At 70.8% G+C, this 13,773-nt stretch carries 13 protein-coding genes; 5 read left to right on the top strand and 8 right to left on the bottom strand.

Going from position 1 to position 13,773, the window contains the following annotated elements; genetic code table 11:
• Nucleotides 1–36 precede the first annotated feature (36 nt).
• On the top strand, nt 37–963 hold the full coding sequence (locus IEY86_RS11920) for a cyclase family protein (RefSeq protein ID WP_189131584.1): 927 nt from the start codon (nt 37–39) through the stop codon (nt 961–963).
• Nucleotides 964–1,346: 383 nt separating this feature from the next.
• Here the strand turns inward: IEY86_RS11920 and IEY86_RS11925 are convergent, their stop codons facing one another.
• Nucleotides 1,347–1,838 carry an ATP-binding protein gene (locus IEY86_RS11925; protein ID WP_189131585.1) on the bottom strand — a complete coding sequence of 164 codons (492 nt, stop codon included), beginning with the start codon at nt 1,836–1,838 and terminating at the stop codon, nt 1,347–1,349.
• A 533-nt stretch (nt 1,839–2,371) separates the two neighbouring features.
• On the opposite strand from IEY86_RS11925, the gene IEY86_RS11930 reads away from it, so the two are divergent.
• Nucleotides 2,372–3,661, top strand: coding sequence for a glycoside hydrolase family 18 protein (locus IEY86_RS11930; RefSeq protein ID WP_189131586.1), 1,290 nt, complete (start codon nt 2,372–2,374; stop codon nt 3,659–3,661).
• A 31-nt stretch (nt 3,662–3,692) separates the two neighbouring features.
• Here the strand turns inward: IEY86_RS11930 and IEY86_RS11935 are convergent, their stop codons facing one another.
• Genes IEY86_RS11935 through IEY86_RS11950 form a run of 4 tightly spaced genes read right to left on the bottom strand, consistent with a single transcriptional unit; the run spans nt 3,693 to nt 7,874 of the window.
• Entirely contained in the window at nt 3,693–4,628 is a 936-nt protein-coding gene (locus IEY86_RS11935; protein ID WP_189131587.1) for an acyl-CoA dehydrogenase family protein, read from the bottom strand.
• Nucleotides 4,629–4,655: 27 nt separating this feature from the next.
• Complete coding sequence (locus IEY86_RS11940; protein ID WP_189131588.1) at nt 4,656–5,804, bottom strand: acyl-CoA dehydrogenase; 1,149 nt, start codon at nt 5,802–5,804, stop codon at nt 4,656–4,658.
• Nucleotides 5,804–6,691 (bottom strand): SDR family oxidoreductase, encoded by an 888-nt coding sequence (locus IEY86_RS11945; RefSeq protein ID WP_189131589.1) that lies wholly within the window; start codon nt 6,689–6,691, stop codon nt 5,804–5,806. Before IEY86_RS11945 ends, IEY86_RS11940 begins: the two co-directional genes overlap by 1 nt.
• The gene (locus tag IEY86_RS11950) at nt 6,681–7,874 is read right to left on the bottom strand and encodes an amidohydrolase family protein (RefSeq protein ID WP_189131590.1); all 1,194 of its coding nucleotides are present in this window, start codon (nt 7,872–7,874) and stop codon (nt 6,681–6,683) included. The genes IEY86_RS11945 and IEY86_RS11950 overlap by 11 nt, the downstream gene beginning before the upstream one ends.
• A 148-nt stretch (nt 7,875–8,022) precedes the next feature.
• Between IEY86_RS11950 and IEY86_RS11955 the strand changes: the two genes are divergently transcribed.
• Nucleotides 8,023–9,540 carry a class I adenylate-forming enzyme family protein gene (locus IEY86_RS11955; protein WP_189131591.1) on the top strand — a complete coding sequence of 506 codons (1,518 nt, stop codon included), beginning with the start codon at nt 8,023–8,025 and terminating at the stop codon, nt 9,538–9,540.
• Between the two features lie 19 nt (nt 9,541–9,559).
• On the opposite strand, the gene IEY86_RS11960 is transcribed toward IEY86_RS11955, so the two are convergent.
• The gene (locus IEY86_RS11960; RefSeq protein ID WP_189131592.1) at nt 9,560–9,928 is read right to left on the bottom strand and encodes an STAS domain-containing protein; all 369 of its coding nucleotides are present in this window, start codon (nt 9,926–9,928) and stop codon (nt 9,560–9,562) included.
• Between the two features lie 276 nt (nt 9,929–10,204).
• On the opposite strand from IEY86_RS11960, the gene IEY86_RS11965 reads away from it, so the two are divergent.
• Both IEY86_RS11965 and IEY86_RS11970 read left to right on the top strand, forming a co-directional pair.
• Nucleotides 10,205–10,744: a sigma-70 family RNA polymerase sigma factor gene (locus IEY86_RS11965; protein ID WP_189131593.1), complete on the top strand. Its 540-nt coding sequence runs from the start codon at nt 10,205–10,207 to the stop codon at nt 10,742–10,744.
• Nucleotides 10,741–11,988 (top strand): maleylpyruvate isomerase N-terminal domain-containing protein, encoded by a 1,248-nt coding sequence (locus IEY86_RS11970; RefSeq protein ID WP_189131594.1) that lies wholly within the window; start codon nt 10,741–10,743, stop codon nt 11,986–11,988. Before IEY86_RS11965 ends, IEY86_RS11970 begins: the two co-directional genes overlap by 4 nt.
• Nucleotides 11,989–12,109: 121 nt before the next feature.
• Here IEY86_RS11970 and purU read toward each other — a convergent pair whose 3' ends face one another.
• Together purU and IEY86_RS11980 are read right to left on the bottom strand one after the other, a co-directional pair.
• Nucleotides 12,110–12,991 (bottom strand): formyltetrahydrofolate deformylase, encoded by an 882-nt coding sequence (gene purU, locus IEY86_RS11975; RefSeq protein ID WP_189131595.1) that lies wholly within the window; start codon nt 12,989–12,991, stop codon nt 12,110–12,112.
• A 175-nt stretch (nt 12,992–13,166) separates the two neighbouring features.
• On the bottom strand, nt 13,167–13,613 hold the full coding sequence (locus tag IEY86_RS11980) for an SCO4402 family protein (protein WP_189131737.1): 447 nt from the start codon (nt 13,611–13,613) through the stop codon (nt 13,167–13,169).
• Nucleotides 13,614–13,773: the final 160 nt, after the last annotated feature.

Here is a 13,773-nt window from a genome sequence, read left to right on the forward strand (position 1 = left end):
ACCGTTAGATTCTAGGAACGCAGAAGGGATAACGCCATGCCGCTGCCGCAGCAGTTCCACGACATCGCCGAGCGGGTCAACAACTGGGGGCGCTGGGGCCCCGAGGACGAGATCGGCACGCTGAACCTGATCACCGACGAGACCGTGCGGGCCGCCGCCGCGTGCGTGAGGACCGGCCGCCGCTTCCAACTGGCGCTCCCGCTGTGCCAGGACGGGGTGCAGACCGGAGTCGTTCCGGGCCGGGTCAATCCCCTGCACACGATGGTCGCGCTCAACCTCGAGATGTTCGGGCCGGACACGGTGGCCACCAGCGACGACGTCGTGACCATGGGCCTTCAGGCCGCCACCCACTGGGACGGGCTGGCGCACGTCTCGCACTCCGGCCGCCTCTACAACGGCCGCCCGGCCGACTCGGTGACCGCCCACGAGGGAGCGCGCTTCAGCGGAGTGGAGAAGGCGACCCGCGTCCTCTCCCGAGGGGTACTGCTGGACACGGCCCGGGCCGCGGGCGTCGAACGGCTGCCCGGTGACAAGGCGGTGGGCCCCGAGGAACTGTCGGCGGCCGAGGAGTTGGCGGGAACGAGGGTGCGGGCCGGGGACATCGTCCTGGTCCGCACCGGCCAGATTCAGGTCCTCCTCGCCGGGGACAAGCACGGCTACGCCCATCCGTCACCGGGCCTTTCGGTGCGCGCGCCCGAGTGGTTCCACGCCAGGGACGTGGCCGCGGTCGCCAATGACACCCTGACCTTCGAGATCTTCCCGCCCGAGATGGACGACCTGTGGATGCCGGTGCACGCCCTGCACCTCGTGGAGATGGGCATGCTCCAGGGACAGAACTGGAATCTGGAGGAACTGGCACTGGCCTGCGCCGACGACGGGGTCTACGAGTTCCTGCTGGCCGCGAACCCGGAGCCGTTCACCGGGGGGAGCGGAAGCCCGGTGGCGCCGGTGGCGGTCAAATAGGCACCACCCGTGAGCGGCCATGCGAACATGGGAACAGTGCGGCCACGCGAGCGCCTGGCAGTGCGGCCACAGAACACGGGACAGGGCGGCCGCGCGAACAGGGGACAGGGCGGCCGCGCGAGGGCTGATGCCGGGTGGCGGGGAGCCGTGCACACCTCGAGCGCGGTACGGCACTCCACCACCCGGCTCCGGCGAGCTGCCCCGACCTTTGGACATCAAAGGCGCTGCGCCGTGCCGCGACCCGCACTCGCCGAGGACTTGGTTCTGCCACCCCTCGACGTCCCCTCGCAACGAACCGCTCAACCCCAGGGTGAACAGCCGCACACGTCACGTCAACGGGCGTCCCGCAGACGGCCCGTTATGTACAGGAAAGCGACGGTCGGTCAGAGGCTCCAGGTGGCCGTGACCCTGCTGTCCAGCCCGGCGGCGCTGTTGATGAACGCGGGCGCGCCTGCCGCGAACGCCGCGGCGGTGCGGTCCACCTCGCACCAGATGCGCTTGCCGGCGCCGTCCGGATGCCAGCCCCAGCGGTCCGCCAGGCCGTCCACCAACTCCAGGCCGCGCCCGCCCGTCTCGTCCCGCTCGGCATGACGCGGCCTCGGCGGGCAGCCGCTCGCGTCGCAGACCTCGACCCGCACGGTGCCCTCCGGGCAGCCGGAGGGGGCATCGCCGAACAGCAGGCGCAGGACAGCCGGACAGCCGGTGTGCACAACGGCGTTGGTGACCAGCTCGGAGATGATCAGGACCAGGGTCTCGGTGAACGGCTCATCGGGTCCGACCCCCGATCCCGCCAGGCGCGAACGCGCCCAGCGCCTCGCGCGGCCGACCTCGGCCGGGTCGGGTTCCACCGTCAACTGCTCCTGAAGAACCTGCACCGCTCACACCACCCGAACCTGCGGACACACAGCCCCACGCTTTCGCAGCGCTACCGAGAGTGACTCGCGCGGATCCAAGGATGATTGACGGACAGTCACCCCGACAAGCGCTTCGGGCCCATTCCGACGCGAAAGGCCGCGCGTGCCGCACACTGTGCGGCGCTCCTCGTCGAGCAGCATCGACCGGCAGCCCGCGTCCGCGGCACCACCGGGATGTTCATGCAGCCGAGCCCTTCGCACCCGATGGAGCGTACCGGCAATCGAGGCCACATCCAGCCCGTGACGAGTCACGCTACGGACACAACCGGATATCGGCGACCGATCATCGATTGGCGGGCCATTGGTGACCGTCCGCAGCGGCCCACTGATCGATGTTGACTACATCCAGCCAACGGACAGTGACATCGACGCAACGAACATCGAACTTGGTCCAAACCATTGACCAGTTTGGTCTAGTCCAACTACCGTGACCGGGATTTCAGCCCCATCTCCTGACGCGGCGTCTCCTGCCGCCCCGCCCCCCAAGGAGAACGATGCTCGGATTCCGAACCCGCTGGCGCAAGGTGCTCGCCTACGGCACAGCCGCGGTCATCGCACCCGTCCTGGCCTCCGGCGCTCTCACCGGCCCCGCCTCGGCCAAGATACCCGCCCACTCCCCCGGCCGGGCACCGGCCGCCGTGTCCGCCCCGGCCTCCCCCACGGCCGTGGGGGGCAAGGTTCTCGGCTACTTCACCGAGTGGGGCGTCTACGGGCGCAACTACCACGTGAAGAACCTGGTCACCAGCGGCTCCGCCGCCAAGCTGACCCATATCAACTACGCCTTCGGCAACGTCACCGGCGGCAAGTGCGCCATCGGCGACGCCTACGCCGACTACGACAAGTTCTACGACGCCGCGTCCAGCGTGGACGGCACCTCCGACACCTGGGACAACGGCGCCCTGCGCGGCAACTTCAACCAGCTGCGCAAGCTCAAGAAGAAGTACCCCAACATCAAGGTGCTGTGGTCGTTCGGCGGCTGGACCTGGTCCGGCGGCTTCGGTGAGGCGGCCCGCAACCCCGCGGCCTTCGCCGACTCCTGTTACAAGCTGGTCGAGGACCCGCGCTGGGCCGATGTCTTCGACGGCATCGACATCGACTGGGAGTACCCCAACGCCTGCGGCCTCAGCTGCGACACCAGCGGCTCGGCCTCGATCAAGAACCTGCTCAAGGCGCTGCGCGGCCGGTTCGGCTCCGGCAACCTGGTGACCGCCGCCATCACCGCGGACGGCACCTCCGGCGGCAAGATCGACAAGGCCGACTACGCGGGCGGCGCCCAGTACGTCAACTGGTACAACCCCATGACCTACGACTACTTCGGCGCCTGGGCCGCCAATGGCCCGACCGCCCCGCACTCGCCCCTGACCTCGTACTCGGGCATCCCCACCCCCGGCTTCTACTCCGACGCCGCGATCCAGAAGCTCAAGAGCAAGGGCATCCCGGCGAGCAAGCTCCTGCTGGGCATCGGCTTCTACGGCCGCGGCTGGACCGGTGTGTCGCAGAAGGCCCCCGGAGGCACGGCCTCCGGCCCCGCGGCCGGGACCTACGAGCAGGGCATCGAGGACTACAAGGTGCTGAAGTCCAAGTGCCCGTCCAACGGGACGGTCGCCGGGACGGCCTACGCCCACTGCGGCAACAACTGGTGGAGCTACGACACCCCCGCCACGATCAGGTCGAAGATGAGCTACGCCAAGTCGCAGGGACTGGGCGGCGCCTTCTTCTGGGAGTTCAGCGGCGACACCTCCAACGGTGAGCTGATCGGCGCGATCAAGTCCGGCCTGGGGTAACCCTCACGGTCCCGGGGGCGCACACCAGCCCTTACCGCCGCAGCGCGGCCGCGAGCGTCTCCTCGTTCGCGGCCGCGTCGGCGTACTGGGTGGCGTGCACCCAGGCCCGTTTGAGGAACAGATGCACATCGGCCTCCCAGGTGAAACCCGTGCCGCCGTGGACCTGGAGGCAGTCGCGGGCGTTGCGCACGGCCGCCTCGTCGGCCAGGAGCTTGGCGGTGGCCGTGTCCACGGCGTCCCCGGTGACGGAGGCCGCGTAGACGGCGACCCTGGCGACCTCGGCCCGCCCCAGCATGTCGGCGCACAGGTGCTTGACCGCCTGGAAGGAGCCGATGGGCCGCCCGAACTGCTCGCGTTCACGGGCGTGGGCGACGGCCGACTCCAGAGTCCGCAGCGCGATACCGAGTTGGAGGGCCGCCGTCAGCAGGGCCCCTTGCCGCCGAAGCGTCCGCACGTCGGTGTCCAGGACTGCGAGGGATTCCATGGTGTGCGGCCCGCCCCGCACCCGGTACAGCGGGGTCAGCGGGTCGAGGCAGGGTTCGGGGACTGGGTCGAACGCCGCCGGGTCCGCCCGCCGTACCCGTTTCCCGTCGAGCACCAGCACCGCCTGCGCGTCCGCCAAGTGCTCTGCGAGCAGGGGCCTTCGGGTGGTGTCCACCACGGCGACCACGGCCTCGTCCAGGAGTCCGGCGGCGAGATGGGTGGCCACCAGCGGCCCCGGCAGCAGCGCCCGCCCGGCTTCCTCGAACACCAGGACCGCCTCCGGCAGCCCCAGTCCGGCGCCGCCCTCCGGCTCCGCAAGACGCATGGAGAACATCCCGGCCCCGGCGAGCTCCGCCCACAGCCCCCGGTCCAGGTCCTTCGCCTCGACCGCGGCCCTCAGCCGCTCACGTCCGAAGCGCCCGGCCAGCAGCTCGCGCGCACCGGCTCTCAGGGCCTGTTGCTCCTCGGTCAGCCGGAAGTCCACGCCCGGCCCCCTTCCTCGCCGTGCGTCTCACGGTCCTTTCGGCAGGCCGAGCAGCCGCTCGGCCACGATATTGCGCTGGATCTGCGAGGTACCGGCCGCGATCGTGTAGGAGAGCGAGGACAGCCGCTCATGCGTCCAGCGGTGCGCCGCCGAGAGCGAGCCGCGGCCCAGCACCTCGGCGGCGGCGTCGAACAGCTCCTGCCGGGCGTGCGAGTAGCGGAGTTTGAAGACCGAGCCGCCGAGTCCCGGCGAACCGTCGCCCGCGTGGGAGACATTCCACGCGATCAGCGACCACAGTGCCGAGAACTCGGCGGCCAGGCGGCCCAGCCGGCGCCTGACCACCGGATCGTCCCAGGCGCCGTTGGAGCGGGCCTGCGCCGCGACCTCGCCCAGAGTCCTGCGGCATGCCACCACCTCACCGGCGAAGGCGGTGCCGCGCTCGAACGACAGCGTCACCATGGTCACCCGCCACCCGTCGTTCTCCGCGCCGAGCCGGTTGGCGACCGGCACCCGCACCTCGTCGAGGAACACCTGCGCGAACTCCGTCGATCCGGCCAGGGTGCGCAGCGGCCGCACGGTGACACCCGGGGCGTCCATGGGCATCGCGAGCCAGGTGATGCCCCGGTGCCCGGGCGCCTCGGGGTCGGTGCGCACCAGCAGTTCGCACCAGTCGGCCACCTCGGCGTGGGAGGTCCACAGCTTGCTGCCGGTGACCACATAGGTGTCGCCTTCGCGGACCGCCCTGGTGCGCAGGGAGGCGAGGTCCGAGCCCGCCTGCGGTTCGCTGAAGCCCTGGCACCACACCTGCTCGCCGCGCAGGATCGGCGGCAGCCAGCGCCGGCGCTGCTCGGCCGTGCCCTCGGCGGCGATCGTGGGGCCGGCGTGCAGGAGCCCGACGAAGTTGGCACCGACGTAGGGCGCTCCCGCCTTCTCCGTCTCCTCGAGGTGGATCAGGTGCTCGGCGGGTCCCGCCCCACGCCCGCCCACCTCCTTCGGCCAGTGGATGCCCGCGTATCCGGCGTCGTGGAGCATGCGCTGCCAGGCGCAGTCGTAGGCGCGCCGGCCGGGCCAGTCGCCGGGGTCGGGAGCGGGCGGCAGTTGGGGCAGGACATGGGCGAGCCACCGCCGCAGTTCGGCGCGGAACGCCTCCTCGGCCGGGGTCCGGCTCAGGTCCATCACCGTTCTCCCGCCGGGCTCGATCCATACGGCGGTTCGGGGACCGGTGCCTCGGCCAGCAACGTCGCCACGACCGGCCCCAGTTCCTCGGGCGCCCAGCGCCTTCCCGCGTCGGCGTGCGGGCCGTGCCGCCATCCGGTGGCCACCGAGATCCTTCCGCCCTCGACCTCGAAGACCCGTCCGGTGACCTCGCGGGCCTCGGGGCTCGCGAGCCAGACGACCAACGGGCTCACATTGCCGGGGTGGTAGTGGTCGAAGCCGGTGGCGGGCGCGGCGACCGTGCCGGGCATGGCCTGCTCGGTCATCCGGGTGCGCGCCGCCGGGGCGATGGCGTTGACCGTCACTCCGTAGCGGGCCATCTCCACCGCGGCGACCTGGGTGAGCGCGGTGATCCCGGCCTTCGCCGCAGCGTAGTTGCCCTGCCCGACGCTGCCCAGCAGCCCCGCCCCGGAACCGGTGTTGACCACCCGGGCGTCCACGCGCTCCCCCGCCTTGGCGCGGGCGCGCCAGTGGGCGGCGGCGTGCCGGAGCGTGGCGAAGTGGCCCTTGAGGTGGACCCGCACGACCGCGTCCCAGTCGTCCTCCTCCATGGACACGAGCATGCGGTCGCGCAGGATTCCGGCGTTGTTGACCAGGACGTCGAGCCGGCCGAAGGCCTCCACGGCCGCGTCGACCACGGCCTTGGCGCCCGCCCATGTACCGATGTCGTCTGCCGAGGCGGCCGCCTGCCCGCCCGTGTCCCTGATCTCGGTGACGACGTCGCAGGCGGCGTCCCCGAGATCGTTGACGACCACCTTCGCGCCCGCGCGGGCGAAGGCGAGGGCGTGCTCGCGCCCGATTCCCCGCCCGGCGCCGGTGATCGCGACGACTCGCCCCTCAGCGGTCAAGGTCGAGTCCCAGCATCCGGATGGCGTTGCCGCGCATCAGCTTGTGGACCGTCTCGTCGTCGAGCCCCTTCATGTGCTCCTCGGCGACCTGCTTGGTGTGCGGGAAGGTCGAGTCGACGTGCGGGTAGTCGGTCTCGAAGGTGGCGTTGTCCGCGCCGATCACATCCAGCGAGGCGACTCCGTGCCGGTCGCGGAAGAAACAGCAGAAGATCTGCCGGTAGTAGTAGCTCGACGGCGGCTCGGGAACGATGTCCTTGACCCCGCCCCAGGCCCGGTGCTCCTCCCACACGTCGTCCGCGCGCTCCAGGGCGTACGGGATCCAGCCCATCTGGCCCTCGCTGTAGGCCAGCTTCAGACGGGGGAAGCGCACCAGCACTCCGGAGAAGAGGAAGTCCATCATCGACGCCATGGCGTTGTTGAAGCTGAGCGACGCCTGCACGGCGGGCGGTGCGTCGGGGGAGGCCGCGGGCATCTGCGAGGACGAGCCGATGTGCATGTTCACCACCGTCCCGGTCTCCTGGCAGGCGGCGAAGAACGGGTCCCAGTAGCCGGAATGGATGGACGGCAGCCCCAGGTACGTCGGGATCTCGCTGAAGGTGACCGCGCGCACGCCCCTGGCCGCGTTGCGCTCGATCTCGGCGACCGCGAGGCCGACGTCCCACAGCGGGATCAGGCACAGCGGGATGAGCCGGCCGCCGGAGTCGCCGCACCACTCCTCGACCATCCAGTCGTTGTAGGCGCGCACGCAGGCCAGCGCCACCTCCTTGTCGCGCGCCTCCGCGAAGGTCTGCCCGCAGAAACGGGGGAAGGTGGGGAAGCACAGCGAGGCCTCGACATGGTTGAGGTCCATGTCGTCCAGGCGCGCCTTGGGGTCCCAGCAGCCGCGCCGCATCTGCTCGCGGGTGATGCCCTCGAGGGTCATCTCGTCGCGGTCGAAGCCGACGGCGGCGATGTTGCGCTTGTACGGGGACTTGAGGTCCTCGTAGATCCACCAGTCGGTCGGCGGGCCGTCGGGGTCCATGGTGATCTGGTACTTGCCGCCGATGTAGGCGAGTTCGCCTATTCCGGCGGTGATCGCCCTCGGGCCCCGGTCGTGGTACTTCGCCGGGAGCCATCGCTCGAAGAGGTGGGCGGGCTCGATGACGTGGTCGTCGACACTGATGATCTTCGGCAGCTCGCTCATCGACGCCTCCGGGAACCGGCTCTGATGGAATCTGATGGTCCGTCAGTTCTTGTGTTCAGAGGCTATCCCCGGCGCCCGATCCGGGCAATGCTTGCACTGACGGACCGTCAGGATTCGCTGCCGGGGAGTGGCGAGAAGGGGGCAGGCGATGGACACGGGTTCTCCGGCCGGGGCACGGACCCTGTGGGAGCTGGTGGCACGGCGAGCGGCACTCAGCCCCGACGCGCCCATGCTGCTGGACGAGCGCGACCGGCGACTGACCTTCGGGGGGTTCGCGGCGGCGGCGGAGCGTGTCGCGGCCGGGCTGCACGGCCTCGGCGTCGGCGCCGGAAGCCGCGTCACCTGGCAACTGCCCACCCGTGTCGAGACCGTGGTCGTATCCGCCGCGCTGGCCCGCCTGGGCGCGGTGCAGAACCCCGTCATCCCCGTCCACCGCGACCGCGAGGTCGGCTTCGCCCTGCGGCAGACCGACGCGGAGTTCTATCTCTCCCCCGGTGACTGGCGCGGCTTCGACTTCACCGCGATGGCCCGTCGCCTGGAGGCGCCTCGGGTGCTCGAGGCCTACACCGCGCTGCCCGAGGGCGACCCCTCCTCGCTCCCCCCGCCGCCGGAGGCGGCCGAGGGCGGGCAGGTCCGGTGGATCTACTACACCTCCGGAACCACCTCCGACCCCAAGGGCGTCCTGCACACCGACCGCAGCCTCATCGCGGGCGGCACATGCCTCGCCTCCGCCCTCGGCCTCGGCGCCGACGACATCGGCTCGATCGCCTTCCCCTACGCCCACATCGGCGGACCCGACTACTTGGTCACGCTCCTGCTGCACGGCTTTCCGTCCCTGCTGATCGAACGGTTCGCCCTGCCGGACGCGCTCGACGCCTACCGGCGCCACGGGGTGACGACCGCGGGCGGCAGCACCGCGTTCTACTCGGCGTTCCTGGCCGAACAGCGCAAGCTGCCGGAAGGGACGAGGCTCCTTCCCTCCCTGCGCCTGCTCGCCGGAGGCGGCGCCCCCAAGCCGCCCGAGCTGTACCACGAGGTCGTCCATGAGCTCGGATGCGCGCTCGCCCACGGCTACGGCATGACCGAGGCTCCGATGATCACCATGGGCTCGCCCCACGACACCGTCGAGCAGCTCGCACACACCGAGGGCCGTCCCCCCGCCGCGATGGAGATCAGGATCGTGGACGGCGAAATACGGCTGAGGGGCCCGGCCGTCTGCCAGGGGTACACCGATCCGGCGCTGACGGCCGAGGCATTCGACGACGAGGGGTTCTTCCGCACGGGCGATCTGGGGCATCTGCGGCCGGACGGGCATCTGGTGCTCACCGGGCGGCTGAAGGACGTGATCATCCGCAAGGGCGAGAACATCTCGGCGAAGGAGATCGAGGAACTGCTCTACCGGCATGCGCGCATCGGCGACGCGGCCGTGATCGGTCTGCCGGACCCGGCGCGGGGGGAGCGGGTGTGCGCGGTGGTGGAACAGCCCGAGGGGGCACCCGCGCTGACCCTGGCCGAGATCGTCGAGTACCTCGAGGGGGCCGGGCTCATGCGGCAGAAGATCCCCGAGCAGCTCGAGATCGTCGAGGCGCTGCCGCGCAATGAGACGCTGCGCAAGGTGCTCAAGCACAAACTCCGCGAGCGCTTCGCCGGCCGGCCGTGGCCGTGAGGCGCGGCGTGAAGGTCCGTCAGGCGAGGAGGTCGACCGGCTCGGCCTCGTCGTCGACGGCGGTCTCCAGCTCGCGGTAGATGTCGAACAGGCTGCGCACCCCGAGGGCCGCGAAGACCCGGTTGACGTGGGCCCCTTCCTCCGGCATGACCAGCCTCAGCCCGCCGTTGCACGACCGCATCAGCCTGCGCGACGCGATGAGCACGCCTATGCCGCTGGAGTCGCAGAACTTCACCTGGGAAAGGTCGAGCACGACGCGCCGCCGGCCGTCCGCAACGGCTGCGTGCACGCGCTGGCGTACAGCGGGAGAGGACACGAGGTCCATCTCCCCTTCGACCTGGAACACCGTCCAGCCGCGCCGCTCGCCATCGGTCACTGTCAGCGTCACGCGGTCGATCTCCTTCGTCCGGCAGGTTTCACTGTCGCCTTCCCCCGATCCGGGCGGGTGCACACAGATTTTCCGCAACCGGAAGCGACCTTACGCTGTGCCGAGCGCGGGTAACAGAGTGCCTACTGTCCGATTACCGCAAAGGAGCGTGCGCCGACGGGCCGCGCCGATACATTCGACCAAGAACCTCAGCACATCGCAGCATTCGAGCACTGCTGACACGCACAGCGCACTGGAGGAACGGCACACCTCGGCAGAGCAGGAACGGTGGCATCCATGGCAAGCCCAGCACCGCTTCGTTGGGACCGGCAGATGCAGCAGCGCCTCGCCCGGGGCGAGGAGTCCGCGCTCGGTGAGCTGTACGACCGGTTCGCCTCACTGGTGCACCACCTCGCCAATAAGATCATGGACGATCCCGAGGCCGCGGAGCAGATCACCCGAGAGGTCTTCGGCTACATCTGGGAGAACCCGGACGCCTTCGACGCCAAGCACGGCTCGCTGCGGTCCTGGGTGGCCGCGCTCACCCACCGGCAGGCGGTGAACCGGTTGCGGCAGGTGGCCCATGGCGCGACCCGTGACCGGGAGGCGGTGGAGGCGAAGGTGCACGCGGCCTCGACCGCCGCGCGCGCCGACTACATCGTCTCCTCCATGCCGTATCCGCTGCGGCAGGCGCTCGACCTCGCCTACAAGGGAAAACGCAACTACCGGCAGGCCGCCGCCGAGCTCGGGGTCTCCGAGGACGAGGCCCGCCGCAGGCTCCGGCTGGGGCTCCAACTGCTGTCCACGGCCGCGGACGACCCCGAAAGGCAGCTGTGACGCCCCGCCCCGGTCCCTTCCCCGGGGACGACGAGCCTCCCGAACAGGTGGGAGCGCGAGAGCCCGGGGAGTACCGCATCCCCCGACCGCGGGCGAGCTCCCACGGCTCGCGGGGCACCCGGGGATCGCTCGGCTCCGTCGCCGGTTTCGGCCCGCACGCCGCGGACCACCGCGCTCTGCGCTCCCTGCTCGGTGCCTGGGCGCTGCACGCCTGCTCGACCGAGGAGGCCGACTCCGTCGACCGGCACCTTCCGCACTGCACCGCCTGCCGCGACGAGGCCGAGCGGCTGCGCGACGCCGTGCGCTGGCTCTCCCCCGACGACCCGCTCGACCTCGACCCCCTGCTGCGGGCCCGGGTGCTCGAGGTCTGCCTCGGACGACGGCCGCCGCGGGTGCCCGTCCCCGACTGGGCCGCCCCCTACACCGCGGAGTCGGCCAGGCTGGACGCGCTCCTCGGCTCGCTCGGCGACGAGGAGTGGGACACCGCGGTGGGGCTCGTGTGGCTGGGCGGCGCCCGCGGATTCAGCGTCTCCGGCGTGCTCGGCCACCTCGCGGCGGTCGACGGTCTGGTGGCGTCGGTGCTCGGGCTGGCCGACCCTCTCGGCGAGGGCGCTCCCCGTGAGACCGTGGCGCGCACCGACGCGTTCGCCCGGCAGCACGCGGACCGCACACACGAGGAGGTACGAACCCTCTGGCGCCGCCAGACGCACTCGATCGTGCGAACGGCGGCCTTCGCGGGATCCGGTGCGAGCCGGCTGAGCGTGAACTACGGCGAGTTCGCCCTGCCCATGCGCGAGGCGTTCCTCGACCGCGCCTTCGAGTGCTGGATCCACGCCGACGACATCGCGAAGGCGATCGACTACCCCTACGACGCTCCCGCGCCCGAACACCTCAAGCAGATGATCGACGCCACCGCGAGCCTGCTGCCGGTGGCCGTCGCCGGGCGGCGCAGGCAGGGACTGGCCGCGTCACGGGCGAAGCTGGTCGAGGCCGGGGCGCCCGGCCGTTCCATCCGGCTGGAGATCGAGGGGCCGGGCGGCGGTGACTACTACGTACCGCTGGACTCCCCCGCCGCCCTCGCGACGGCGGAGGAGAGCGTGGCGCACATCGCGCTCGACGCGGTGGAGTTCTGCCAGCTCACGGCAGGGCACCGGGATCCGGAGGCCATAGCGGCGGGAGTGGACGGCGACCGGGACGCGGTGCGGGACGTCCTCTACGCGGCGGCGTCGCTGTCCCGCCTGTAGTCGTTTGTCCCGTAGCCGCTGTCCCGTAGCCGTTTGTCCCGTTGTCGTTTGTCCCGTAGCCGCCGTCCCGTAGCCGCCGTCCTGTAGCCGTCGGACAGGGCGCGGGCGGGCGCGGGGCGCCTCAGGCGAAGACGACGGTCCTGGTCCCGTTCAGCAGCACCCGGTGCTCGCTGTGCCACTTCACCGCGCGGGCCAGCGCCTGGCACTCCACGTCCCGGCCGACCGCGACGAGCTGCTCGGGGGTGACCCCGTGCCCGACCCGCTCGACCTCCTGCTCGATGATCGGCCCCTCGTCCAGCTCGGCCGTCACGTAGTGGGCGGTGGCACCGATCAGCTTCACCCCGCGGGCGTGTGCCTGGTGGTAGGGCTTGGCGCCCTTGAAGCTCGGCAGGAACGAGTGGTGGATATTGATGATCCGCCCCGACAGCGCCCGGCACAGGTCGTCGGAGAGCACCTGCATGTAACGGGCGAGGACGACGAGCTCCACGCCCTCGTTCTCCACCAGCTTCAGCAGCTGCGCCTCGGCCTCCGCCTTGTTCGCCTTGGTGACCGGGATGTGGTGGAACGGCACGTTGTAGCTCGCCACCAGGTCCTGGAAGTCGAGGTGGTTGGAGACGACGGCGGCGATCTCGACGGGCAGCGCGCCGATGCTCGTACGGAAGAGCAGGTCGTTCAGGCAGTGCCCGAACTTGCTGACCATGAGGACGACCCGCATCTTCCGGTCCGCCTCGTGCAGCTGCCAGTCCATGCGGAACGAGTCGGCGACGGCCGTGAAGCTGGCCCGCAGCTTCTCCAGGGTGGCCGGATGCTCGGCCGAGAAGTGCACCCGCATGAAGAACAGACCCGTGTCGTGGTCCTTGAACTGCTGGCTGTCCTCGATGTTGCAGCCGGTCATGAACAGGTAGCTGGACACGGCGTGCACGATGCCCTGCTTGTCCGGGCAGGACAGGGTGAGCACGAACTGCTCGGGCTGTGTCTGCGCCTGCGGCTGCGCCTCGGTCACCTGGTGTCCCTTTCGCGTTCCTCGTGGATCTCTAAGCGTCCCATACCGGGTGCGTACACCGGGTCGCGTCTCGCTCGGCGAGACCCGCCCCGGACGGGACGGCCCGGCGCGGCACCGCCGAGACGGCTGGGAACGCGCCCGGACGGGACGCTCCGGCCCCGCCCCGGCGGACCGCTCAGGCCGACCTGGTGATGATCTTGAGCACGTCCAGGGAGCGCGGGGGCACGTCCGGGTCCTCGCCGTCCGCCGTCGCCAGCCGGACATGGGCCTCGCGCGCCGCCCGCACCGCCTCGGGCCAGGCGTGGTGGTCGAAGTACGCCTGCGCCGGAGCGTCGGCGCCGACCTGGTGGAGGATGCGCAGCACCCTCAGCACGGCCACATCGACGAGCGCCGCCTCCTGGGCGTCGCGGAAGATCGTCCCGACGTACTTGTCCGCCGACCAGCTGTCCAGCCAGGTGTCCTCGACCAGGCGGTACACGGCGTCGGTGACGTCGCCGTAGCCGGGACGGCCTTCCAGCCAGCAGGCATGCTGGAACTCGGGGTCGCTGAGCATGTGCAGCGCGGAACGCACATTGCTGCGCCAGCGCCACCAGGGCATGTCGTTGAGCGGCATACCGGCCATGGTGGATGAGCGGGTGCCCCGTCGGGAAGAGTTCTCCGTAGCTCGCACGAGGGTCGATCGTACGTTCTCTACGCACGGCTGCCGCAATTCACCTCCGCGTCACCTTCCGTTGTCATTCGGTGACGTCGGCGTTCGGGATGTAGGGGAAGCATGGGAGAAC

The organism is Wenjunlia tyrosinilytica (assembly GCF_014646055.1).
GTDB lineage: Bacteria > Actinomycetota > Actinomycetes > Streptomycetales > Streptomycetaceae > Wenjunlia > Wenjunlia tyrosinilytica.